This is a genomic window from Aquimarina spinulae (assembly GCF_943373825.1).
In the GTDB taxonomy this organism is placed as follows: domain Bacteria; phylum Bacteroidota; class Bacteroidia; order Flavobacteriales; family Flavobacteriaceae; genus Aquimarina; species Aquimarina spinulae.
The window spans coordinates 3,571,455-3,597,532 of the sequence record NZ_CALSBP010000002.1 but is presented as its reverse complement, the minus strand read 5'-3'; the positions used below and the strand labels follow the sequence as shown (position 1 = coordinate 3,597,532).

At 33.3% G+C, this 26,078-nt stretch carries 23 protein-coding genes; 2 read left to right on the top strand and 21 right to left on the bottom strand.

Translation table 11 applies throughout. The annotated features are described in order from the left end of the window. Window positions 1-20: 20 nt before the first annotated feature. Window positions 21-728, top strand: coding sequence for a hypothetical protein (locus NNH57_RS20895; RefSeq protein ID WP_074409659.1), 708 nt, complete (start codon window positions 21-23; stop codon window positions 726-728). Here NNH57_RS20895 and tsaB read toward each other — a convergent pair. The 15 genes from tsaB to cyoE form a co-directional block, all read right to left on the bottom strand. Continuing rightward, a complete protein-coding gene (gene tsaB / locus NNH57_RS20890; RefSeq protein ID WP_108807903.1) occupies window positions 682-1,344 on the bottom strand; it encodes a tRNA (adenosine(37)-N6)-threonylcarbamoyltransferase complex dimerization subunit type 1 TsaB in 663 nt (220 codons plus the stop codon). The genes NNH57_RS20895 and tsaB overlap by 47 nt on opposite strands. Window positions 1,345-1,486: 142 nt before the next feature. Beyond that, window positions 1,487-2,764: an efflux RND transporter periplasmic adaptor subunit gene (locus NNH57_RS20885; RefSeq protein ID WP_074409661.1), complete on the bottom strand. Its 1,278-nt coding sequence runs from the start codon at window positions 2,762-2,764 to the stop codon at window positions 1,487-1,489. 80 nt (window positions 2,765-2,844) lie between these two features. Continuing rightward, on the bottom strand, window positions 2,845-4,359 hold the full coding sequence (locus NNH57_RS20880) for a TolC family protein (RefSeq protein ID WP_234423371.1): 1,515 nt from the start codon (window positions 4,357-4,359) through the stop codon (window positions 2,845-2,847). A 105-nt stretch (window positions 4,360-4,464) separates the two neighbouring features. Beyond that, window positions 4,465-5,583 carry an efflux RND transporter periplasmic adaptor subunit gene (locus NNH57_RS20875; RefSeq protein ID WP_108807904.1) on the bottom strand — a complete coding sequence of 373 codons (1,119 nt, stop codon included), beginning with the start codon at window positions 5,581-5,583 and terminating at the stop codon, window positions 4,465-4,467. A 30-nt stretch (window positions 5,584-5,613) separates the two neighbouring features. After that, a complete protein-coding gene (locus tag NNH57_RS20870) occupies window positions 5,614-6,876 on the bottom strand; it encodes an ABC transporter permease (RefSeq protein ID WP_074409664.1) in 1,263 nt (420 codons plus the stop codon). Between the two features lie 16 nt (window positions 6,877-6,892). Then, the gene (locus NNH57_RS20865; RefSeq protein WP_074409665.1) at window positions 6,893-8,122 is read right to left on the bottom strand and encodes an ABC transporter permease; all 1,230 of its coding nucleotides are present in this window, start codon (window positions 8,120-8,122) and stop codon (window positions 6,893-6,895) included. Beyond that, window positions 8,115-8,816: an ABC transporter ATP-binding protein gene (locus NNH57_RS20860; RefSeq protein ID WP_074409666.1), complete on the bottom strand. Its 702-nt coding sequence runs from the start codon at window positions 8,814-8,816 to the stop codon at window positions 8,115-8,117. Before NNH57_RS20860 ends, NNH57_RS20865 begins: the two co-directional genes overlap by 8 nt. Window positions 8,817-9,025: 209 nt before the next feature. Continuing rightward, complete coding sequence (locus tag NNH57_RS20855; RefSeq protein WP_074409667.1) at window positions 9,026-9,262, bottom strand: hypothetical protein; 237 nt, start codon at window positions 9,260-9,262, stop codon at window positions 9,026-9,028. 9 nt (window positions 9,263-9,271) lie between these two features. After that, window positions 9,272-9,820, bottom strand: a complete 549-nt coding sequence (locus NNH57_RS20850) for a DUF420 domain-containing protein (protein WP_074409668.1) — start codon at window positions 9,818-9,820, stop codon at window positions 9,272-9,274. Next, the gene (locus NNH57_RS20845; protein WP_074409669.1) at window positions 9,813-10,547 is read right to left on the bottom strand and encodes an SCO family protein; all 735 of its coding nucleotides are present in this window, start codon (window positions 10,545-10,547) and stop codon (window positions 9,813-9,815) included. The genes NNH57_RS20850 and NNH57_RS20845 overlap by 8 nt, the downstream gene beginning before the upstream one ends. 11 nt (window positions 10,548-10,558) lie before the next feature. Further along, window positions 10,559-11,212: a hypothetical protein gene (locus tag NNH57_RS20840; protein WP_074409670.1), complete on the bottom strand. Its 654-nt coding sequence runs from the start codon at window positions 11,210-11,212 to the stop codon at window positions 10,559-10,561. 190 nt (window positions 11,213-11,402) lie between these two features. Beyond that, a complete protein-coding gene (locus NNH57_RS20835) occupies window positions 11,403-11,762 on the bottom strand; it encodes a cytochrome C oxidase subunit IV family protein (protein ID WP_074409671.1) in 360 nt (119 codons plus the stop codon). 23 nt (window positions 11,763-11,785) lie between these two features. Further along, a complete protein-coding gene (locus NNH57_RS20830; RefSeq protein WP_108807905.1) occupies window positions 11,786-12,769 on the bottom strand; it encodes a cytochrome c oxidase subunit 3 in 984 nt (327 codons plus the stop codon). Window positions 12,770-12,908: 139 nt separating this feature from the next. After that, complete coding sequence (locus NNH57_RS20825) at window positions 12,909-13,490, bottom strand: cytochrome c oxidase subunit 3 (protein ID WP_074409673.1); 582 nt, start codon at window positions 13,488-13,490, stop codon at window positions 12,909-12,911. After that, a complete protein-coding gene (cyoE, locus tag NNH57_RS20820; protein WP_074409746.1) occupies window positions 13,481-14,383 on the bottom strand; it encodes a heme o synthase in 903 nt (300 codons plus the stop codon). The genes NNH57_RS20825 and cyoE overlap by 10 nt, the downstream gene beginning before the upstream one ends. A gap of 249 nt (window positions 14,384-14,632) precedes the next feature. Here cyoE and NNH57_RS20815 point away from each other — a divergent pair, with 249 nt between their 5' ends. Continuing rightward, window positions 14,633-15,502, top strand: coding sequence for an MBL fold metallo-hydrolase (locus NNH57_RS20815; protein WP_074409747.1), 870 nt, complete (start codon window positions 14,633-14,635; stop codon window positions 15,500-15,502). Window positions 15,503-15,550: 48 nt separating this feature from the next. Here NNH57_RS20815 and NNH57_RS20810 read toward each other — a convergent pair whose 3' ends face one another. The 6 genes from NNH57_RS20810 to ruvA form a co-directional block, all read right to left on the bottom strand. Next, a complete protein-coding gene (locus tag NNH57_RS20810) occupies window positions 15,551-16,294 on the bottom strand; it encodes an energy transducer TonB (RefSeq protein WP_108807906.1) in 744 nt (247 codons plus the stop codon). Between the two features lie 113 nt (window positions 16,295-16,407). Further along, on the bottom strand, window positions 16,408-17,133 hold the full coding sequence (locus tag NNH57_RS20805; RefSeq protein ID WP_074409675.1) for an energy transducer TonB: 726 nt from the start codon (window positions 17,131-17,133) through the stop codon (window positions 16,408-16,410). 134 nt (window positions 17,134-17,267) lie between these two features. Then, window positions 17,268-17,690 carry a VanZ family protein gene (locus NNH57_RS20800; RefSeq protein WP_159099218.1) on the bottom strand — a complete coding sequence of 141 codons (423 nt, stop codon included), beginning with the start codon at window positions 17,688-17,690 and terminating at the stop codon, window positions 17,268-17,270. After that, on the bottom strand, window positions 17,662-18,045 hold the full coding sequence (gcvH, locus tag NNH57_RS20795; protein ID WP_074409676.1) for a glycine cleavage system protein GcvH: 384 nt from the start codon (window positions 18,043-18,045) through the stop codon (window positions 17,662-17,664). Before gcvH ends, NNH57_RS20800 begins: the two co-directional genes overlap by 29 nt. 135 nt (window positions 18,046-18,180) lie before the next feature. After that, window positions 18,181-25,305 (bottom strand): T9SS outer membrane translocon Sov/SprA, encoded by a 7,125-nt coding sequence (gene sov, locus NNH57_RS20790; protein ID WP_456297921.1) that lies wholly within the window; start codon window positions 25,303-25,305, stop codon window positions 18,181-18,183. Window positions 25,306-25,309: 4 nt separating this feature from the next. Continuing rightward, window positions 25,310-25,891: a Holliday junction branch migration protein RuvA gene (ruvA, locus tag NNH57_RS20785; RefSeq protein WP_024771611.1), complete on the bottom strand. Its 582-nt coding sequence runs from the start codon at window positions 25,889-25,891 to the stop codon at window positions 25,310-25,312. Window positions 25,892-26,078: the final 187 nt, after the last annotated feature.

Here is a 26,078-nt window from a genome sequence, read left to right as displayed (position 1 = left end):
CACACCTAAATCGAAAAACTATGAGAAGAATATTACTTTTTTTATGCTTGATAGCATCGTCTGCATTATTTGCACAATTACCCCGAAATTTACTTACATCTACTACCAGAGTTTCTTTATATGATGATTATGATGGTAGTATCTATATGAAGAGTCGTTATAAAGAATCTAGTGTTATTGATGAGAAATCAGGAACTTTTGATGCTAAACTTAAGTATAACATTTATTCTGATGCTCTAGAATATAGTTCGCAATCCAAATTATACGAAGTGGTTAAAAGCCCAACTATTCATGCTCGAATCGATGGTGACTATTTCTATTACTGTGAATTCAAAAATCAACGAGGAAGCAATAGAGATGGCTATTATGTATTAGTAGAATTAACCGACAGATATCGTATTTATAAAAAATTTACACTCAAAATAAAAGATCCCGAAAAAACAGGTCCGATAATTAGCGGCCCTTCTGATCCAGGAACACTTAGAATGATTACCTCATATTACCTTGAAGAATCTGGTGTTATCATGGAATTACCAATGAACAAAAAAGAAATGCTTGCAGCATTTAATGATAAAGAAAACGAATTGAAAGATTATTTAAAAAAGGAAAGAATTCGTTTGAGAAAAGAAGAAGATTTAATTCGACTTGTAGCTAGATATAATGCATTAAAAAGCTCTGATTCTAGCCCGTCACGAAGTCTTTTAAGTAATACGGGTCGAGGTAACTAACATCTTCAAAATCTTTTTTCAAAAATTTAGGATAACTTAACATTGCCATCTCATTTGCAGATGGCAATTTGTTTTGTACAAATACAGCATTAGCATCGTTACAAATCGCCGAAAATTTTTCTACACCATTTCCTATGAAATATACTTTTCTCTCCTGTAAATGCGCTTTAAAAGAAGTCTCGGTAAGAATTTCTGCCTCTGTTTTTCTTATTTCTTTATACGTATTAGTAAAAACGGCAGAATACACTTCCATTCTTCGAGCATCTAGCATAGGAACAATATAGCTATCTTTTTCTGGTGATACCTGCAATGCTAATGAGTGCAGAGTAGGCACAGCTATTAATGGGATATCTAATGCATAGCATAACCCTTTTGCTGCCGATACACCTATTCTTAATCCTGTATATGAACCGGGACCTTTACTAACCGAAACCGCAGAAAGATCTTTTGGGGTTAACCCTGCTTCTTTTATAACTTTATCAATAAAATTATGTAACCGTTCTGCATGAGAATATGTGCTATCATAATCCTCTTTTAATCCAATTACCTCTTTGTCATTAGCTAAAGCTACAGAACAATTGGTTGTTGAAGTTTCTATACAAAGGATATAAGCCATCTATCAAAAATTTAGGCAAAGATAATCTAATTAGGCAAAAAAAATGATCTAATTAGATATGTCCATCACTAAATGTTTTACCGAAGTTTTAGAAGTCTTAACTAATAGAATTTTGGTGAGTCCCTAAAACTGCTGCTAGTTTTTATTTGGTAGATTTTTTCTCTTTCTCGGTAGTTACTTTATCTCCTGTCTTAAGTATTTTGGTAACCACATTATAAGGTCCTGTTATAACCTCATCTCCTTCCTTCAATCCACTAGTTATCTCAATATTACTATCATCCTGAATACCCGTTTTTATCACTCTTAATTTGGCAGTTTCGCCATTCTTAACGAATACACATTCGAATTTTTTATTGGTTTCCGATGATATCTCATCCTTAGAAGAGATTTTTTTCACATCAGAAGTATCATTTTTAATTACTATAGAACTTATAGGAACGCCTATTATATCCTTTCTTTTATCTGTAATAACATCAACCGTAGCAGTCATACCTGGTCTAAACGGAGAATAGTTTTCTGACTTCCCTTCTAGTAAATCGGCATATGACTCCTCCAAAATTCTAACTTTCACTCTAAAATTAGTTACTTGATCTGCGCTTACAGCATTTTCTGCAGAATTAGCGATTTCTGTAACTATTCCTTTAAATTGTTTCTTTAGATAAGCATCTACTTCAACAATTGTAGAATCTGCAATTGAAACTTTAACGATATCATTTTCATTCACATCTACTTCTACTTCCATATTACTAAGATTAGCAACACGTACGATCTCTGTACCCGCCATTTGTTGGGTACCTACTACTCTTTCTCCCAATTCTACAGATAACTTAGAAATTGTACCTGTCATAGGAGCATAAATCGTAGTTCTGCTTAGATTATCTTTGGCTTCGTTAACAGTTGCCTGAGCACTTCTTACATTATAATACGCTGATTGCTTAGCTGCTTCTGCTCCTTCATATGCAGAGGTTGCTCTATCCCACTCTGCTTTAGAAATTACTCCTTTATCAAATAACGCCTTATTACGATCATAGCTTAATTTTGATTCTTTTAAACTAGCTTCGGCTTGCCGCAATCCAGCTCTTACATTTTCTAATGCCGCCTGGGACCTGTTTAATCCAGATTGAATAATATCGGGGTTTATACGAACCAAAAGATCTCCTTTTTGAACCTGTTGGCCTTCTTTGATGGGTAAGTCGATAATCTCTCCTGATACTTCTGAAGAAAGTTTAACCTCTACTTCGGGTTGTATTTTACCCGTAGCCGAAACAGTTTCTACAATATCAATTTTGTCAATTTTGGTAACCGATACTTCTCTAAAGTTTCCACTTTCACCAAACCATCCAGCTTTCTTACCATAAACAAGTAGTACAATTACAATGACAACTATACCTAAAATGAAGAGTAATTTTTTTTTATTCATGACCTACTTTAACGTTAATTCTATTCTATGAAAATACAATCTTTTTCTATATAGTAGCCAAAAAATCGAATGCTACTATTCTATAATTTTATATCAGCGATCTTTATTCCGAAATACAGTTCTAGCACTTTTAATTTAAAAATGAAATCAAACTTATTTTGTACTTCCTGGCTCTGCGCATTTTCTAATCTAAATTTTGATTGACTAAAATCAAACGCATTAGTTAGTCCTACATCATATCGATCTTTTGCGTATTCATACGCTCTTTCTTGAGCTTTTACAGAAACTTGAGCAGCTTCATACGCCTCTGCAGCTCCTTTTGCATCGAGATATGCCTGGTATACATTACTATCCAAATCCAATTCTGCTTGCTCTAATTGAAATTCTGTACGCTTTACATTAACCTTATTTCTTTTTACAGCATTCCTTGCAGAAAACCCATTAAAAATCGGTACCTGAAGAGATAATCCATAAGAAATACCATCATTGGTATATAACTGATCGATAAATGGTGTAGCATCCTGTTCTACAAGAAGTAGATTAGGAGTTTGAGAAATAACATTCTGCCCTGTTGCTTCTACAACACCGATACTCTGAGTTGATACAGGATTATTCGCATCCAAAACACGCGCAAAAGATTTAGCTCCTGATTCTCTGGTATCATATCTAAAAGAACCGCTTAGTGTAGGGTAATATGCTCCCCTGGCAATTTCAAGATCTTTTTCTGCTATAAGTTTATTTTGCTCTGCAATCTGTACTTCATATCTTGATTCTCTGGCCTGTGCAATTACTTGATCAATAGGTTTTTCTAACATCTCTGATCCAGGAACTAAATACTCTTGTTCTGCAATGTCAAAATCTTCATAATTTTTAATCAGTAATCGCTGCGCTAATCCAATTAATGCAATCTGTACTGCATTTTCTGCCTGTACAATTCTTGTTAATTCGTCTGCAGAAGTTGCTTCGATTTCGAGAAGGTCACCTTGAGGTAATACCCCTGCTTCTACCAGATCTTTGGTACGTTGTAATTGTTCTAATGTGATCTCATGTTGTTTCTCTACTACTTTTAAAGATTCCTTGTTTAAAAGTACTTGCAGATAACTATTTGCAACAAACAATGCAATATCATCTTTAGACTTACCCAGGTTATATTGACTAAGTAGTTTATTAAGTTTAGCTCTTTGAAATCTTTTTATATTTCTTAAACCACTAAATATGGTTACTCCTGCACTAACGCCATAATTAGAACTTCTAAATGTCTGTGTTTTATTTTCATTGGTAATAGGATCTGTTGATAAACCAGATCTCCAAAAATTAGAAGCAGATGCATTTAATGATGGCAGAAAATTTCCTATGGCATCAATCCTATCAATTTCTGTTGCCTCTACATCTAATGCCGATTGTTTTATTGCAATATTATTTTCTAAAGCATATTCTACACACTCGCGTAATGTCCATTTCTTTTCTTGCGCCTGAATTTCTAGCACTCCAAAGAAAGTAATACATAAAATTAAAATTCTAATTCTCATAAGTTTAAAATCTATAGTGTCCTTTTGTGATGAGAACTTGCCTAAATCTTTTACTATTATTTTCATACTATGGTATAGGTATATATTTGATTGATGTTGTTACAGATTATTTAAAAAATATTTTTAATTATCTAACCACTATCAAAAATATTGTTTTAAAACATGCTGGCTTTAATCTTTTTCATCTTCTTTTTTAATGGGCTCTGTTTTATTCCAAACTTTAATATCATCTTCTTCTGTTATTCCTGATAGAATTTCAACATTAATACCATCAGAAATACCAATTTCAACATCTTTTCTTTCAAATTTCTGATCTCCTGTTTGTACTTCTACATAAGGGTCTTCTGTTTCTTTATCAAATTGTAAAAGTGCTTCTTTTACAGCAAGAATATCATTCTTTGTTTCTAAAACAATTGAAGCATTTGCACTATATCCTGCTCTTATAAAATATGATTTATCAAGAAAAACTTCACCTTCAATTTTAAACTGAACTGCACCTTGTTCTTCATCTCCTTTTGGCGCAATAAATTTTAGTTTTGCATCAAATTCTTTATCTCGTATAGCTCCAAGGCTAACTTTTAAAGGCATATCGATTTTTAGTTTATTCACCTCTGCTTCATCTACTTTTCCTTCAAAAATCATTTTGTTCAAATCTGCAATTGTAGCAATTGTGGTTCCGTCGTTAAAGTTATTACTTTCGATCACCTGGTCTCCTTCTTTAACCGGAATTTCAAGAATTGTTCCTGATACGGTTGCTCGTATATTAGTATTAGCTGTAGAAGAACCACCTGCAGAACCTAAACGTATGATCTGAAGATCACTCTGTGCATTCGAAAGATCTTGTCTTGCCTGATTATATCTTAGATCTATATTATTAAAATCCTGACTAGAGATTACTCCTTTATCAAAAAGTGCTTTATTTCTGTCATATTCTACCTTAGAGTTATTTAAAACAATTTGCACATTTTTAACACGTCCTCTGGCACTGTTCAAGGATTGCTCATTAGGTACTACTTTTACTTTAGCTATTAAATCTCCTGTTTTTATTGCTGCTCCTTCTTCAACATAAATCTTTTCTATAATTCCTGAAATCTGAGGTTTGATTGCTACTTCATCCTCTGGAACTACTTTTCCTGTAGCTACTGTTTTTTCTTCAATAGAGGTTTTAAACGCTTTTTCTGTAGTAAATACAATCGGGGATTTACTGTTAGAATCTATAAGGTACTTACCTGAAAACCCTAGTAAGGCCACAAAAATTACAACTAATAAAATTTTAAAAAACTTTTTCATTTGGATTGATGATTATTCTGGTTATTTATTTTATTCTTCTCTTAATGCTTCAATTGGTTTTATGCTTACGGCTTTTTGTGCTGGGATAAGCCCTATTATTGTTCCTAATAAGACTATAGATAATAATGCTCCGGTTACCGCAAAGAAATCGACTGTAGGGTTTAAAATGGGCACATCATCATTATTACCGATTGCGGTATTGATACCCCAAAGTAACAGTGTACCAAAAATAAAACCTAATAATCCTGCTAAAAAGGTAAGCAATACAGATTCTAGCATGATTTGGCCTCTCACCTCTGCTGGTGTTGCTCCCAATGCTCTACGTACTCCAATCTCTCTGGTACGTTCTTTAACAGTAATTAAAAGAACATTACCTATTGCTATTACTCCTGCAATAAGAGTAGCTATTCCTACAATATAAGTGATCAAACGCATACCCGCCAGAAATCCATTAATTTTTGCTACTTCTTCACCTAGATTAAAACTTCCAAAAGCCTGCGTATCATCTGGATGTACATTATGCATTCTTTTAAGCGTAGTCTTTATTGTAGTTTCTGTGTTTACAATATTCTTATCTGGTTTGGCAGTGATCACCATCCAGGATATATTTTCACCCTGATTAAAAATGGTTTGAAATGTTGTAAATGGTAAAAAAATAGAATCATCTCCTTCGAATCCAGATTGAGTAGGTTTATATACTCCTATTACTTTGAAATAAATTCCATTTATTCTCACAAAATCTCCTACTGCTTCTTCATCTTTATCATAGAATTGCTTATAAATATCTTCACCAATAACACAGACTTTACGTTCATATTTTATATCTTCTTCATTAATAAATCTTCCTCCCTTAAATATTTTTTTCTTCGATACTTTATCTATCGTTGGATAATCCCCAAATACTTTAAATGCCCCCGACTTAGAGCCTTTTACAAATTGCCCTGGTGGGGTTCCCCATTGACCAGTAACATTACGAGGAGCGATATACTCTATATCATCAACCTGAGATTCTAATGTTTCGACATCATTCAATGTGAGTTGCATTCGTCTCCCTCTCTTAAAGCCTTCGTTAGGCATACTGGTTTGTTGCCCCCAAACAAACATTGTATTGGTTGCAAAATCATTAAATTGACTTCTAAAACTATTATCCAACCCCTTAGCCATTCCTAAAAGGAACACAAATAAAAACACTCCCCAGGTTACCCCGATAACTGTAATTATGGTTCTTACTTTATTCTTACGAATAGCTCCATAAATTTCTTGCCAGGTATCTCTTTCAAATATAAATTTCATGCCAATTCGATTTTAATTATTCATCTCTTAACGCAATTATAGGCTTTATTCTTGCTGCTCTTCTTGCTGGGATATACCCTGCCAAAAGTCCGAAAAATATCAATACCATTGTGGCAGTCATAATAATACCTGTATCAACCTTAGGGTTAAGAATAAAAAACTCCTCTAGATTATTACCTATAAGTTTTAATGCAAGAATTCCTAAAATTAATCCAAGATATCCTGCGACAGATGTTATCAGAACTGATTCTTGAAGCACCATAGCTATGATTGATTTTGGTGATGCTCCCAGTGCTTTTCTGATTCCTAATTCTTTGGTACGTTCTTTAACACTAAACGTCATGATATTACCAATACCAATAACTCCAGAGATTAGAGTACCTATGCCTACAACAAATATGATCATATAAATACCTCCAAGAATAACCATCGTTTCTTTAATATCTTCTGCAAAACTTCGTACCCTGATTGCACTTTGATCATCTGGGGCTACTTTAAATTTTTCTTTAAAATCTTCTTCAATTTTTTTAGAAAATGCAATAGCCTGTTCGGTACTCATAGCCATATTATAAGATAAGTTTATCTGATTAATATGATCATTATTTCCATAGAGTAATTGAACAGTTTTATATGGCATATAGATTATTCGCTCTTCATTATCACCGCCACTATCTTGAAAAACTCCAATTATTTTATAAGCAATCCCATCTACATTTAGCATTTTACCTAAGGCCTTTTCATTTTTAAAAAGATCCTTCTCTACTAATCTACCAATAACAATGTTCTTGGTACGTTCGTTAATATCTGACTCATTAAGATATCGTCCGTTCATCATTATGGTTTTCTCAAGATATTGATGATCGGGATGTACAGCTCTTATACTATAGCTACCAGATTCTTTCTTATATTTTGCAGAACCATTTCTATATATTCTTGGGGTAGCAAACTCAACTTTGCCTATATAATTACTTTTTATAAATTCGAAATCTTCATTTTTAAACTGAATTCTTCTATTTTCCTGAAAGCCTTTGTATGCTTTTGATGTGTTTCCGCCACGAATGAATATAATGTTTTGAGCATCATCCACAAAACTGCTTAAAAAACTATTGAGAAGGCCATTACCCAGCCCTAATAGAATTGTAAAGATCAGGATTCCTAAAGCTACAGTAAATCCCGAAAGGAATGTACGTAGCTTATTTTTTCCTATAGCTTCAAATATTTCACCCCATCTATCTCTATCAAACATATTGAGATGCTCTAACTTGTTCTACTTCTTTATCTTCTACAATAACACCATCTTTAAGGTGTACTATACGTTTACACATATCGGCAATATCTGGTTCGTGGGTTACTACTAATATGGTTTTACCTTCATCATTAATATTTTGGATGATATCCATTACTTCATAAGAAGTTTTACTATCCAAAGCTCCTGTGGGTTCATCGGCTAATAATACTTTAGGATCTGCAGCTAATGCTCTGGCAATTGCCACACGTTGTTTTTGTCCTCCAGAAAGTTCACTTGGTAAGTGTGTCGCCCATTCTGCCAATCCAACTTTACCAAGGTAGTCCATTGCTTTATCAATTCTTTCTTTTCGTTTTTTACGTTGATAATATAATGGAAGGGCTACATTTTCTAGAGCTGTCTTGTAATTAATCAAATTAAAAGATTGAAAAACAAATCCTAAAAATTTGTTGCGATACTGTGCTGCTTTGGTTTCGTTTAACCCTTTGATAGGAACTTCATCTAGAAAATAACTTCCGCTATCTGCCTCATCCAGCATTCCTAAGATATTTAACAGTGTAGATTTTCCAGAACCCGAAGATCCCATTATAGCGACCAACTCGCCTTCTTTCACACTAAAATCTATTCCTTTAAGTACATGAAGCGAATTGCTTCCCATTTGGTAAGATTTATGTAAGTCTTTTATTTCAATCATAATACTGGATTAAGATTTGTAAGGCAAAATACCTTGATAAAACTGAGACCCACTAGCCTAAAAATACTGTACAGCATTTAGATCAATCTTACAGTTTTCCCCTGAAGACTTATTGATTGGTTAGCGTCGTCTTGTTACATAAGACTAACTAAATGGTATTTTTGTTACATCTTTTCTTGTTATGAAAATGTTAAAAAATTAAGAACTCTTTAATTATGGCTTTTTGTAGTTGCCGATTTTCTTTTATTTCTATATATAATATACCCTACAACTCCTATTAAAACATATGGTATAATCATTAGATATACAATCCCATTATTAATTCCTTTTGCTGCTTCCTGTCCTTCTTCATTCTCCAGAACTGCTCTACACATTGCGCATTGTGCTTCTACCGGGATAGTAAATACAAAAAAAAGAATTAATATGTAAAAGGTTTTTATTCGCATATACTCAAACTAAACATAATACGGTGATATCATAAAATACACAATCACTCCTGTAACGGCTACATATAACCAAATCGGAAATGTAATTCTCGCAATTTTTTTATGTCTATCAAATCGTTTTGCCAGTGCTCTTACATAAGTAATCAATACAAAAGGAATAACAACAACAGACAGGATTATATGAGTGATTAAAATAAAATAGTATATGTATCGTATCATCCCTTCTCCTCCAAATCGAGTAGAATCACTAGTCATATGATACGCGATATACATCAATAAAAACAATACCGAACATAAAATAGCTGTTTTCATGAGTTTCTCATGCAATGTAATATTCTTATTTTTTATTGCCCACAAAGCAGCTAGTAAAATCACAGCGGTTAAACCATTAATCGTAGCATATATTGGTGGCAAAAAAGTAAGAGGTTTTACATCAAATCCAAGTTTTCTCAAATTAACTCCAAATAATGCAGCTACTGCGAGAGGAATAAAAACCGATAAAACTACAATCCATTTATTGTATTTTTTTTCTACATCTGATTGGTTGTTGTTACTCATTCTTATCTAATAGTTTCTTTATATCTTCTAATAAAATAGTTATTTGCTCTTCTTCACCATTTTCATCTACTTTTTCTTTCACACCAATTGTTCCTCTATAATAAATAATTGGATTGCCCGACGCATCATATCTCGATCTTATATATCCTTCCTGATCAATTAAAGCAAAGTAACCGTTATGTTCGAATCCTCCTGGTACATCGGGATTCTCTGCCGCATAAATATTGAATCCAGCATTAGCCAGCTCATAGATATCTTCTCTATCTCCTGTCATAAAATGCCAGTCAGGATCTGTTACTTTATACTTCTCTGCATACTTCTTAAGCCTTTTTGGGGTATCAAACTTAGGGTTGATCGTAAAAGAAGCTACTCCAAAATCCTCATTGTCTTTTAATTTATTTTGCAGATACACCAAATTTTTATTCATCTTAGGACAAATGGTTGGGCAACTGGTAAAGAAAAATTCTGCAATATATACTTTACCTTTATAGTCATGATTCGTAATTAGGATACTATCCTGATCTAAGAATGCAAACTCAGGAACTTTTTTTGGCTCCCCATTAAGTTTTATATAACTAAGTTTTTCATTAACAACAGGGTTACTAGCACTCATCCTATCATTTTTAACAATCGAAGTGCTTTTGATTCTATTCATAATCTTTGGTATAAAAATGATTCCAAAAACCAATATGATAAACGATATCCCGATATATGAATTTTTTTTCATGTGCTTACTCTTTATTTCTCTTTACGATCTGCTTTATATTTTTTTAAAGCTAAACGGTATTCTGCAAGAATCACTTTTACATCATCACTCATGACATTTGATAAATCAGCAACAGAACTTGCATCATAACCATATACTTTTGATTCATTCTCTTTTAAATTACCATCTCTACCTCTTAGCCCTCCATTTTTATCGATTATATATACATACTGCGTAGCTAAATTATCATCTAATTGATGTGGTGCCTTTAAACTCTTAAACAAAGTTTTTATGCTTTCTGGGGTGCCAAAAATAAAGTTCCACTCAGAAACATCGGTAATATTATCTAATTCATCCAACAGTTTCTTTGCAGCATTCTCGCTACCGTAAGGTAAAACCATCACAAATTGAAAGTCCCGAAATCCATAATTTTTTTTATAGATCTTTTGATTTAGGTTGAAGGCATTCCCTTGTTTGTTATGAATATCTTTACCTAAGAAACCCAATACGGTAATCTTATCAGAAAAACTAACTTCTTTTTTGGTTAAGGGCTCAAAATTTTTAAGATCCTCTATAGACTCATTTAGTACAGGAAGTTTGGCGAAATTATGTACTCCAGAAGCAAAAAATAAATAAGCCACTAATGGTAATACAAATAAGATTCCTAAAACAAGAAATTTTTTCATTTGACAAGTATCAAATAGTTATAAAATCGATATCTAATACCGTTTATCATTTCAATTTACTGGAAGAGAAAATTCAAACAACAAATGGTATAAAGTTTTGAAATAAGCTTAAAACAATTGTGCAAAAATAAAAAAAGACGGCTTAATAAACCGTCTTTTTACAATGCTTTTAACTTATATATTTAAAGGATTAAAAATCCCAAGCTACATATCCATTTTTATAGATTTCAAATATATAATCTCCTTCGGTAAGCAGAATAAATATTAAATAACAAATTAGGAAAATACCTGTCCAAACAACCGATCTTCTTAAGCCTTTAGTCTCACCTTCCATATGCATAAATGACCAGGTGATATAATATGCTTTGTAAATTGTAAGAATAATAAAAATCCAGTTTAATAGTTTCATACTAATTAAAGTGGTTTCTACTAAAAACGCAGGTTTTATAATCCCTAATATTACTTCTACTATTGTAACAACAGATAATAGAATAAATACTTTCCAGATTCTTCCTATATTCGATTCGTGATGTGCTGTATCGTGTGCCATGCTGTATAACTACTAAATTTTTATTAAACCAGGTAAAAGAATGTAAATACAAATACCCATACCAAATCTACAAAGTGCCAGTATAAACCGACCTTTTCTACCATTTCATAATTCTTTCTCCTTTCATAAGTACCAAGAATTACATTGATAAAAATAATGATATTAATAACGACTCCAGAAAACACGTGAAAACCGTGAAAACCAGTGATAAAGAAGAAGAAGTTAGCAAATAACGGAGTACCATATTCGTTATGCACAAGATTTGCCCCTTCAACAATACCAATAGCATCTGCCTGTATTCTTTTTAAAGACTCTGTTCTTGACAAGATTGTTTTCTCTCCTTTTTCTGTTAAGACTTGAGTTCTTATCAAAAGATCTTTTCTTTTTGCAAAACCTGTTCTTATTTCTTCGATAGTATATGTAGGAAGAGTTCCTTCTTTTTTATACCAAATTCCATTTTTTCGCTCGTGCTGAGTCCTATCTTTATGGGGATCGATAATTGCGATATCCTTTAGACCTACTCTATGCCCTTCTCCATCTACAAATTGCAAAATTTGTCCTCCTTTGGTTTCTACTGCACCGTATTCTCCTTTGATAAAATTTTTCCACTCCCAGGCTTGTGACCCTACGAATATAGCTCCACCAATTATAGTTAGAAACATATAAAAAATTACCTTTTTCTTTTTCATATGGTGTCCGGCATCTACAGCTAACACCATAGTTACTGAAGAAAAAATCAGAATAAAAGTCATCAAAGCCACATAATACATTGGAGCATCTACCCCATGTAAGAATGGAAAGTGATTAAATACTTCATCGGCTATTGGCCAAGAATCTATAAACTTAAATCTTGAAAAACCATAAGAGGCTAAAAAACCAGAGAATGTAAGTGCATCCGAAAGGATAAAAAACCACATCATCATCTTACCATAACTTACCTTGAGTGGTTGATTGCCACCTCCCCAGGTTTTATCTTCAGTACCTGTTTTAGTAACAGTTGTTTCCATATAAAGAATTTGGTATTGTTAAATTTTCCACAAAAATAATCAATTTTATCATTTCACCTGCTCAAATTTATTTTTTAATTGCCACAGATGCTTTTCTTTAAAACAATCTCTTTTATAGTATTAAATCAATGATCAAAGATCATTTAACGAAATACAAAAACAAAAAGAGATAAACCCACAGAAAATCAACAAAATGCCAGTACATAGCACCTAGTTCTAAACCAAGAGTTTGACCTGTTTTATATTTTTGTTTAAAATGATTATAAATTACAACTAAAAGCACTAATATCCCTCCAATGATATGTGCAAGGTGTGTTACTACAATGATAAACATAAATGTAGTAACGATATTAGATGTCGGACCTGTAAAATGATATCCTTGTCTAATAATATCGTTAAATCCTTCAAACTGCAAGAGTATAAATATGATTCCTAATGCAAGTGTAGAGAGCAGTAATAATGTAGCCTGGCCTCTATTATTTTTCTCAATTGCAATTTTTACAAAGTAAAATGTAACGCTACTTGCTACTATTATTAGTATACTGTATATAAATGCATTTGGAAAAACAAGATCTATCTCCCAGTCTTTCCTACTTTTACTCACAACATAAGCACTAGTAAGTCCTGCAAATACCATTGCCATACTGATCATAGCAAACCACATCATGGTTTTTTTGGATCTATTAACTTTTTCTTGTGTTGTTCCTTGTGTTAAATCCATATTCTAACAAATTTATCAACTACATAAATGACTTGTAATAATGTAATATATAAGACACTCATTAGCATTAATTGTTTTGCTGTTTTAGCATCTCTAACCTTATATAATCGAACTGCAGATCTAATCAAAATTATTCCTAACAGTAGAATAATTACCCCTGATACCGGAGTAAGATAAAGTTTACCAGTAACTCCAAAAACAGGTATTAAAGAGGTTACCACAGTCCATAATGTATAAATAATAACCTGCACAGCAGTACCTTGGTCTCTTTTACCTGTTGGAAGCATAAAAAACCCTCCTTTTTTATAGTCATCAAACAAAAACCATCCTATAGCCCAAAAATGTGGAAACTGCCAAAAGAATTGAATCATAAACAATGTTCCTGGTTCTATCCCAAAATTATTTGTTGCCGCTACCCAGCCTAACATAAAAGGAATTGCTCCGGGAATAGCCCCAACAAAAACAGATAATGGTGTTTTTGTTTTTAAAGGTGTATATATGCTTACATATATAAATATAGATATCGCACCAAACATTGCTGTCTGAGGATTAATCGTATACAACACAGAGATCCCTGCAATTGTAAAAAATGTAGCAATTGCAAAAGCCGTATTAACAGACATTCTTCCTGACGGAATCGGCCTATTCTTAGTACGATCCATCAGCTTATCTAAATTTCTTTCTATAATCTGATTATACGCGTTTGAGGCCCCTACCATAAAATAACCTCCTACAGCGAGAAGAATCAGAGTACTCCAGGAAACTGTTTCTACACCTAGCAAATATCCTGCAACAGAAGAAAAAACCACACTTAATGCCAGACGCATTTTTGTAATTTCTTTAAAATCCTGAACAATCGAGATTTTTATAGTATTCGTTTGGGTCACGCTCAAATCTTGCACGTTTTCTAAATAGCTTTTTTAAAAGTGGTGCAAAGATATATCTTAAAAGCATTTTAGACAACTTATAACTACTTATAATTCACCTTTTAACAAACTTACTATTACAACAAATAAATGATTACAGGAGTTGATCAAAATTTCTTTTCACAGAACATTTTGATAATCACCTTAATAGCCAAGAGTAATTTTCGTGCTTTATTCACGACAAATCATTATAAAAACCACATAAAATCATCTCTAATGAAAAAATTACTGACTCTCGCAGTCTTTACACTTTTCTTTGCTGCCAATGCACAAGATAAAGAAGTCAAAATCACCATAGACCCATTGTCTGATCACATTTATATGTTAACCGGTCGAGGAGGTAATATTGGTGTTTTCAAAAATGAAAAAGGATTGTTTATCATTGATGACCAATTTGCAAGATTATCTGATAAAATTCTCACTAATCTAAAGACAATAAGCGACCAACCTGTTACTATGGTAATCAACACACATTATCATGGTGATCATACTGGCGGAAATGAAAATATGGCCAATCAAGGCGCTACGATCTTTGCTCAAAAAAATGTAAGATCCAGAATGGAAAAAGGGCAAAAGGAAAAAGGAAGTATTGTTCTGCTATCGTTACCCGTAATTACATTTAACGAAGGGTTGCAATTATACTTCAAAGATGAAAACGTAAAAGCGTTTCATGTACACAATGCTCATACCGACGGAGATGCTCTTATCTATTTTGTAAATGGAAACGTATTACATATGGGAGATACTTTTTTTAATGGACGGTATCCTTATATAGATTTAAAATCTGGCGGAAGTATTAAAGGATATATAAAAGCATCAGAAAAAGCATTACTTATTGCAAATGATGACACCAAAATTATTCCTGGACACGGAAAATTGGCAACAAAAAAAGATTTGGCTATGTTTTTGAAAATGCTAAAAGAAATCACAAACGATATTCAAAAAGAAATTGAAGCCGGAAAATCTGAAGAAGATATTACAAAAGACACTTCGCTTACGGCAACTTATGATGCAAAAGGATATGGAGATGGGTTTATTAACTCAGAACGTATGCGAAAAACAATTTACACCAGTCTCACAAAATAAAAAATCGATTAGAAAAAGCCTGCTGGTATCATCAGCAGGCTTTTATTTTTAGTTATGTATTTTAAAAACAATTGGCAACTGATATTTTACAGTTACGGCTCTGCCTCGTTGTTTACCCGGAGTCATCTGCGGAAACAAATTAATTACTCTTTGTGCTTCTTTTTTTAATTTCGGGTGTGTTGCTCTAACCTGAATATTTTTAATCATTCCATCGGCATCAACATCAAACTGAGTGTAGATTCTTTGTACTCCTGCTAAACCATACTTTTCTCCTAATCCTGTATTAAATTTTCTGGAAACAATTTCTCTAATTTTCTCAGAAAAACAAGCTGCTTTTTCTTTATTAGTTCCTAATGTTTCACAACCAGGAAAAACAGGAACTGACTCTACTTTTACAAAATCAAAAAAAGGTGGATCTTCATCAACAGGATCAGCATCGATAATAGAACTGGGATCGATAGGTGTAGATTCGATAGGTTCATTTTTAAACACCTTATCCGGATCAGTTATTTTAGTATCATTATCAATAACTTTAAATTGCTCTGGGGTCACTACAGGTTTAGTAGACTTTCTTGCAACTTCTTTTGGCTTGGGTTCTTCATAAATTTTGTAAACCCCATCCCAATCTACATCGGGTTCTTCAATTGTAAGATCAATATCGCTATCATTAACTATTGGTGTAGCGGTATACACCTCAAACATTACATAGGTAAATAAAAGACTTGCTATAAGTCCAATCTGAAAATTCACCAATGTACTTTTTTGTACATTAGCATCGTGCTTGTTACTCATAATATTTAGTTTTAACGTTACAATTAATCTAAATCAACAAGCATACCAAAAAAAGAATCCCGTCTACGTAATGTAAACGGGATTCGAATATTTTATATGAAGGTATTTCCTTTCTAGTCCTGTACCTGAAAAACTATTGGTAAAGAATACAGTACACCTACTGCTTTTCCTCTTTGTTTCCCTGGAGTCATTTTAGGTAATAACTTAACTACTCTTTGTGCTTCTTTTTGTAATCTTGGGTGCGGAGCTCTTGCCTGAACACCAACAATATTACCACCTCTATCAATTTTAAATCTCACATAGATTCTATTAACACCAGAAAGACCTAATTCGCTTCCTATTTCTGTATTAAATTTACGGTTAACAAACTTCTTAACCTTATCACTCATACATTTCTTTTTAGCTGCATTGTTTCCTGCATTCTCACAACCAGGGAAGATTGGCACATTCTCGATAACTGCAAATGGTACATCAGCAATTACTTCTTCTTCATCTGTATCTTCGATTTCTTCTACCTCAACAATCTCTTCTTCTTGATTTGTCTCTGTAGATTCGATAATAGTTTCCTCTACTTCTTCTTCATCCTCTACTACATCAATAATTTCTGGTGCAGGTGGTGGAGGTGGTGGAGGTGGAGGTGTATTAAGATTTTGTGTAATTGGCACATCTTCTTCTTCCAACTCATCAAGATTAACCTGACCTATATCTATATTGGTTCTATCATAGGTTTTCCACTCTATTCCTTGCCATGTTATAAAAAGAACTAAAATAAGTCCTAATTGAAGGAATAAGATGCTTTTCTTAGTTAAATCTGCTTTTGGATTTTTCTTTGGTTCCATATTATATAATCGTTATAGGATTGCTAAAATAGCTAATTTCTTTTGTAATTTCCAACTAAAGATTAAAATGTAAAACAAAAAATAAGTTTTTTAACTTTTATGTTATCTACTTTTTAGTAAAAATAAGGCTGTATCTACCTGACTTCCTGCTTATTTTGTTTAAATTTTAATATTCTATTTTTAAACGCTACAAAAACAAGTACTGCAAAAATTGTACCACTTGTATTTGCAACTACATCATACCAATCAGAACTACGATATGTTGTTAAAAGTGCTTGTAATACTTCCATCAAGACACCATATAGGATGCATATAATCGAAGTAATAATCAAACTCTGTTTCAAATTTTTATTCATTTTTTCTGAAAAAAAGAAAAACAAAGCCCATGCTATAGTCAAAGTAAAGTATGCAATAAAATGTCCTATTTTATCACTCCCTTCTATTTTAAATGTAACCGGGTTTATAAATTTTGCCAGTGACGCCCAGGTTACCAAAGAGGTTAACACTACGACCAAAGTAAAAAGGGTGTTATGCCCCAACAACCTCTTTATATTCATCTGCAGATAGTAATAAATCGTCAACTTGCGAAACATCAGATATTTTAACTTTTACCATCCAACCAGCTCCATAAGGATCACTATTTACCAATTCTGGCTCATTCTCCAAAGCTTCATTAAATTCGATAATCTCACCTGTTAACGGTAAGAATAGATCTGATACCGTTTTTACCGCTTCTACAGTACCAAAAACCTCTTGTTCTTCTAATTCTTCGCCAACTGTTTCTACTTCTACATAAACAATATCACCTAATTCACTTTGTGCAAAATCAGTAATACCTATAGTTGCAATATCGCCTTCAACTTTGATCCATTCGTGATCTTTGGTATATTTTAAATCTCCAGGAGTATTCATTTCAAAAAAATTTATATGTTGTTAATATTATGATGACGAAAATAAATCTATTTTATTAAATTTTGAGAAAACCGGATAAAAAATTATGAAAAAACAACATTGCACTACCTTAAACAAAAGGTAATTGCAAAAATCTTAATTCCCAAAATTATACCTTAACGTAAACCCTCCTCTAATTGTGGTCTGAGGAAATGCGGTAGAAATAGAATATTTAGAAAAGGTATGGTCATAAAACAATAACGCAGTTAAGTTTTTACTTAATGAATAATCTGTTGTAAACTTTATTCCATAAATATCTTGTCCTGCGGTTACCTGAGTATTATCAAGGTCAAGATATCTAATCAGCGTTTCATTTTGACGTAGTGATAAATCAGCTCTTAAGTTAAGATCACTTTTTATCACTTTTTTTCTTCCTGCTATTTTAGTTGCAAACGTAAGGTCTTTTAATCTATATCCTAGTCCAATGATATATTCATTTCCTTGAATTTCGGTAAGTAGATTATTATCAAAACTTAATGATAATGCTCTATCTTTTTTCCATTCTGCAAGGATTTTGATCGAGTTTTTCATTTCCATATCCAATCGAACTAGCGGACTAAACTGCTCTGTTAAATTAATATTAGAATACAACTCTGGGTTTCTGTAGTTATTTGCTTCATCAAATTCACTCTTACCAAATTCAAGGTTGGTTTGAAATTGATTAATAGTATAATTAGCTCGATACCCATGGGCTACAGAAAACCTTTTAAAACGTTTCTTAAACCATTTTAAATTCATTAAACCTGTATACTTTACATCCCAGTTAGGTAGTGGAATATCTCTAAAAGCTCCTTTTTTAACTTTTTCTGGGTTTCCTCCTGTATAAGCTGCCAAGAATGCTGGCAGCAAAACTGCTTGATTCGTTCTTCCATAACCATCAGGAAAACCATCTCCATCACTATCTACATTTGGATTATTCCCTCTCTCTATTGCTAATCTTCTGGCAATAATTAATCTGTTTTCTCTAAATTTATCAAACGCTTCTGATGAAAATTCATCACTCTTTTTAAACGCGGTCTTAATCATTACCGTCGATATGGTAAAATTACCAAAAACACTAGGGCTTAATGGTTGATACACCAAGTTCTCTGCATTATAATTCTCGGTAAATGTTTCAGAAGAATTTCTACTAGCACTAATATCAATTTTAAGCCCTTTTAACAACCCTAGAGAAGCCTGTATATTAAGCTGTTTTCCCTCAACCTCTCGATATTGTTGATTAAATTGGTCGTATAAAGTAAGCCACCCATTACGTGCAGCCAGGTATCGAATATCAGATTGACTACCAAAAGTAAATCCAACTGTAGGCTTAAGCGTCCCCACAAACCCTGGGGATCTGGTATATCCGGGAAGGAAAATACCACTATCTTGTTGGTAATTTACATTTACCTTTTTCACTGCGGTAACTAACCCAATGAGTGTATTATATGCTTTATCACCAACACTTAGCTTACTTTTACCTCTTTTAGGTTTATTTTTTTGCGGGCTCCCAGGCACTCGATCTCCTTCTTTTTTATCTTTCGAATCTTTATTCTTCTTTTTTGCGCTTTTTCTTCCGGGTTTTATTTTGGTTAACCCTGCATATTTATACAATGTATTCATATCTAATGAACCATTTAACGTATGTACATTAGCATTCTGAACCGTATTTCCCAGATCTGGAATATTCTCCAAAGTCTTTAAAGCTTCACTTCCTTTTACCCATTGGAAATCTGCATTATACGCATATGTTGCACGTATAAATTTTAACACTGGTATTTTCTTAAAAGGAACTTCATAATTAACCTGAAGCTGTTGACTATGGGTATTAGGATCTCCTATATCAAAAAAGCCACTCCATACATCTATGGTATTATCAACTTCGTTATTTTCATTAATAAAGTTTTTAACAATTCGATTATTAGCAGAAGTAAAATTAAAATTTAAAGACTTGGTCAAATTATAGTTGACCCCATATTGCCAATCAAAAAGGAAATTACGTTGATATAATGTTTGTCTAATAGCTCCTTCAGGCAGTGTAATATCTCTAAAAACCTGCTCATTATATTGCCTATTGATATTAGAGTTTACCGAGATACTCGTAGGAAGCAGGTTTACATTAAAATCTTTGATAAGGTCAAAATATTTACTCTTGCCTAAAAACTTAACTTTCTTAAAAGGTTCTACTTCTTTTGGCTGAAAACTAAAATCATAGGTTCCTCCCAATCTTACATTTTGATCTAATGATTTTTCTATCTCAAAATCACGATGATCTGTTTGATTGTAAGTTCCTGAAAACGCAAAATTTTCTACATCATAAGGCATTGGCTTACCATCTCCTGTTCTCTCTTTACGCAGTCCAATAACATTAAAACTTTGCCTTTTGGTATAATTAGTATTAACATTTAGAATAGAATCTTTTTTCTGTTGTGATGGTGTATTATCCAAAATACCTTCGAGCTCCAAATCTTCATAAAATCTATCAAACTGAGGAGTAACTATTTCCTCTCCTCGACTATAATTAAATGGTATTTGCATTCCCCATTTTTTAGGTAATAATTGTCCCAAATTAACATTAGTAGTTACATCATATTGCTTAACATCCTCTCTACTTCGCTCATTCGGTCCTTGTTCAATCCCTCCGAATCCAATAGTACTAATTCTTCCAGACGCGCTAACATTTGCAAAATCCGCAACATTAGCATCCAGGCTACCTACAGCGGCCCAACCACCTCTGTTTTTAAGGTCGCTTAGACGCATTTCATTAAACCAAACTGTTCCAGACTGATCACTACCACTATCATTTTTGACCCCCACCATCATCACTCGCACATTTCCGAAATTAGGGTTACCCTTAATCCCCACTCTAAGGTTATTAGGACCTGTAAAGAAATTAAGATCATTCGCATTAAGAGTTTCACTCCCTAATACATTAGATTTTATTTGCTGAAGAAATTCTAAAGGAAGGCTTAATCGATTATTTTCTGGCCATGCTCCATTCTGACTACTATCATCTCGATCAGAAACAGTTAAGGGCAATTCTATCTGATAGAAATTATTAGTAAAATCATTACCCATTCTTATAAAAGCTTTTAGATCTCCATCCTGAATTGGAATTGCAGGTTCAGGAAGCGATTCTGCATGCAAAAACATTTCAAGATTTTCATACTGACGCATATCAACATTGAAATTCTTATACACCCCACGAGCATCACCAGATTGTAGATTATTTACCGTAAGTGCCAATGACCGCTCATCATCTCTTATAATATTATTATTGTTATTTAACTGTTCTCGCACAACTCCGGGTGGTGTCACATAATTCGCGGTCTCTTCAGAACTTACCGAGGTCACAATTACATCACTATTACCCGTTATATTAATACCACTTGTTGGATCATTTACAGTATTACCTTCTACAACATATCTTCTATAATCACCCCTTACCAAATCAAGACTACCAAATCGTAACAATGTGGGTTCTGCAAAACCAGTAAGATACATCCTCATAAATCGAATGGATCTAAAATCACTAATATTTATAGCTCTATCTGGGTTATATATAGGAATCTTAAAGCGAACCCATTTTGTATTTATTTGGCCTCCCTGCACAGTAACAGGAATATCTCTAACATCAGATATATAACCGGTCCCATTATCATTACCTACTCCCATTCCTCTAAAAATCGGAATCTCATACTCGTAATAACTATTAATCGTATTCATGGTATTATCCCTATTTACATCTTCTGCAGTAGGGAACGTAGTATTTCCTCGATCATCATTAGACACATTGGTCGGTGAGTTACCTTCTGTACCATTATACTTGTCATATCGTTCTAAGATACTTCCTCCTGCCTGAAGAAAATAGGTATAATTATCTCCCGAAGGGTCATCTAAAGATTGGAATGCGGCATATTCTGGTTTTTGTTTTTCATCCTGATCTCCCAAACCGTCAAATCCAGCATCCTGATCTACTCTATCCTGACCATCAGAATCAAAAGCATAGATCAAGGATTGGTTTACAGGAACACGACCATAATCAGTATCTATTGTACTACCAACACCTCCTTTAGGCAATCCATTTTCATATTGTTTTCTACCGTCTTTAAGTACATCTTCACTAATATTACCTAAATTAAATACAATGGTACCTCCAGGATTATCTACATCATCATATTCGAAAGGATCCATCAACCAAAACTCAATAAACTCTACATTAGCTTGCTCAAAATTAGTAGATGTTAATTGCCTGGTAATTCCCCCAAAATTATTTCTTGAATCGGGTTGTGGTAATGAACTCCCAGGGGCATATGCAGGATTAAAATTATATTGTCCTCTTTGCCCAGGTCTGTAATTAAGATCCAATGTAAATAATGCCAAGGTTTGCCCTTGCGCTATATCGGTTTGTGGGAAAATCTCATTAATAAATACTCTTCTGGTAGCGTTAGAAGCTAAATCCTGTTCAGATACTCCACTTGGTCTTCCATTACTATAAAAGATCGGATCAATAGAATACCAGGACAATTTTGCTCTTTGATATCCTGATTCTATACCATCAACAACAACATCACTATTAGGATTACTAGGATCACCAAAACCAATAGGTATACTAGAGAGCTCCCATGACAATGGTGAACTTACATCTATTCTGGTTTGTGCTCCTTCAAAATCATCTATATACGTAGTTACCTTACCATCAAAATTAGCTCCTCTTGGTGCCCCGGCAATCAGGTAAGCTCCTTCTGCTCTAACCGAAACACTAGAAGGTACATCTGTATCGATATTAGGGAGTTTATTCACCATCCTGGTTAAGAAAGGAACTTCTGTAGAATACGCTACATTAAACCCTAGTATTGTATTATTAATAGGCTCAAAGTCATAATTAGATTTTTGAGTAATTGGTCTTTCATTCAGATTTAAATAGGTTCCTCCTATAATAAAGTCGTCACTAAATTTATGCTCTATATTTAATCCTGTAAAACGTTTTGTTTGCTGACCAAAAACAGCGTTATTCTCGGTAGAAACCTGGATAGGAGTATTAGAAGATAGTAATGCTTCATCCAAAATATTTACTCTTCCCAATTGATAATTCACTGTATAATCTACCCCTTCCTGCAAAGTTCTTCCTCCTGCAGTAACAGTTACAGAACCTTGAGGAACATTAAATGCTCCCAAAGGGATTCCATCCTGACCAGAAGATTTGTACCTTCCTTTTAGTTGAAAATAGTTTTTATCGGCAGATTTCTGTTCTGCTACAATCTTTGTTTGTGTATATAAATCGCGAAAAACATATTTTGCCTGATTAGGATTATACGAATTAGGATTGGTATAATCTGCCCCAACAGGTCCATTATCAAGTTTATCAAATAAGTGCTCTCCAAATGGTTCTGTCGTAGTAAAAATAATGCGACCATTTTGTGAATCAATAGTAACCCCTGGCACATAATCAAAAAAACCATCTCCTCCTTGTACTGGATCATTATTAGGATTAAGGCGATCCAGATTAAAAACTTTAAGTAATGTCGTCTGCTCTACATCATCTGGTAGTGCTACCGATGATCCTTCTGCTGCCGTAATATAATTAATTGGAGAAGGGTTTGAATATAAAATATTTAATCTAAAATCATTTTGCTCTAGTCTAAATGCTCCTGTACTATAAATGTTCTTCATCATCAAATCCCATATTGGCAATGTCACATTAACAATCGGGCTTTTAAGCATCTTAACTACCAAACTTTGACTCGAACCTGCATCTACAGCCCCTCCTGTATTATCTCCTATAGTTGCATCTACTCCATCATTTGCAAATTCACCAACCTGAAAAACCTCTCCATTTCTGGTATACTGATATGCTACTGCCAAAACCTCATCATTATTCAATTTCTGATTTAAAGAGATATATCCTAATTGGGTATTTAGCGTATACTCACTTTGATTTAATTTTCTTGCATTTTCTAAAATTGCATAATCAAATCCTTCATTAAAATTAGCTATTGCTCCAATAAATCCTTGTTGCACAGTAGGTACTTGCCGTACTGCATCGGTAACAGGCCCTGCAGGACCAATAGTTGTTGGATCCAGATCATTGTTACTATTATCAGGAAAAGCTCCTGCTCCTGTATTAAACAAAGAAGCGGGTATTGTAAAATTACCCGTATCTGGTGATTCTCCTATATCCTGAAGCGCTACAATATTACGTGCATTAGTCAAGGTCTGTGCACTTGTTGCTCTATTGGTCACCCATACTTCGATCCTGGTTATCTGTATATTATTATTAATAAAAGGATAACTTGCCAAAGAAGTATTATATGTATCTCTAAAATAATGTGATAAAAAGAAATGTCGATTTTCGTCATAATCTAAAGCAAAAAGTTCAAAATCTTCTACGGTCCCTCCTCCTTCTACATTTACAGACCTTGTTTCAGAGCGCTGTTCAGAATACACCCCGGTAATAGTGGTTCGTCCAAATTGAAGTCCCATTTTAACTCCAAAAAGACTTTGCGCTCCCTGGATCAATGTACTATTCAATGGCATACTTACATTACCTACCTCAATACTTTGGATAATATCATCTTCTGTAGGCGTATATTCTAATTTTAATTGATTCTGAAAATCGAAAGTAGATTCTGTGTCATAATTAGCTGTTACCTGTAGCCTAGTTCCTATTTTACCCAGCAAACTTAAACTGATTCTTTGATCAAAGTCGAATGTAAAATTACTTCGGTTACGAGGTGAAAAAGCAGGATTATCTTGTTTTGTATACAGCAGTCCTAAATCTATTTCTACAGATCCCTGAGGAATAATTTCAATTTCATTTCCTCCAAAAATAGATTCGAAGAAATTAGAGTTAACATAAAAAATAGGAAGCAAATTCTTTCTTTTCTCTTCACTACCATCTTTTTTACCACTAAAAGCTTCAATTTTCTCTTTAAAATAAGCTCTTCGTTGTTCTTGTTCTACTAATGCTTCGTATTCTGATGGTGTTAAGAAAATAGGATATCTCACATTAAAATCCCCAAGTTTCTCCCGATAGATATATCGATTCGTAATCGGATCGTATTCATACTTGGTTACAATACTATTTGGATCTGGTAAAGACAATGCTCCCAAAGAAAATGTAGTACTTGTAGAATCTCGAACAGTTTGATTGTCCTGACCCTGTAACACCCCACTATAAAGTGCTATCAAACATACTAATATCCTAAAAAAATCAACGCGTAAGTAATTCGAAAAACTCAATGTTTTATAAATTTTTTAGTGCCTGTTTAATAATATTTTCAACTGTTTCTTTGGGGCTTTGTTTTAGAACTTTATCAATAGCTTTTTCTGCAATTTTTCGATTAAATCCTAGGGTTTCTAAAGCAGATAACGCTTCATCTTTATTAGTATTGCTTTGTGACACTGAAACTTCGTCGATATTATATACTTTGAGTATTTTATCTTTTAGATCTATAATAACACGTTGGGCAGTTTTGGCTCCGATTCCTTTAATAGATTGAATTGTAGCTACGTCATTAGAAGCTATTGCTTCTTTAATTTGATCCGGGTGTAATGAGGATAACATGGTTCTGGCTGTACTTGCTCCTATTCCCGAAACCGAGATTAAAAGCCTGAAAATTTCTCTTTCTGATTTTTCTGCAAAACCAAATAAGGTATGAGAATCTTCTTTTACCTGCAGATGTGTATATAATTGTAGCACTTCTCCCTCGGGAATCAAAGAAAAAGTATGTAATGAGATATGTAATAAATATCCTACTCCGCCACAATCTATTACTACATCAGTAGGATTTTTTTCTACAAGCCTCCCCTTGATATGTGTGATCATTTGTTAAGTTAATGTACTCTTTTTGAGTTTCTATACTGCAAAATAAATCCTGATCTTCATCAGGGGTTAGTTTTTTCTCTAATCTTATCTTTTTTTAGTGATATCGTTGGTACTACCAAAAAAGTACTTCACCAGAGCATAAAATCATAATTATTTTTGCTTGAATATTAAAATTCAAGAAGAGTTG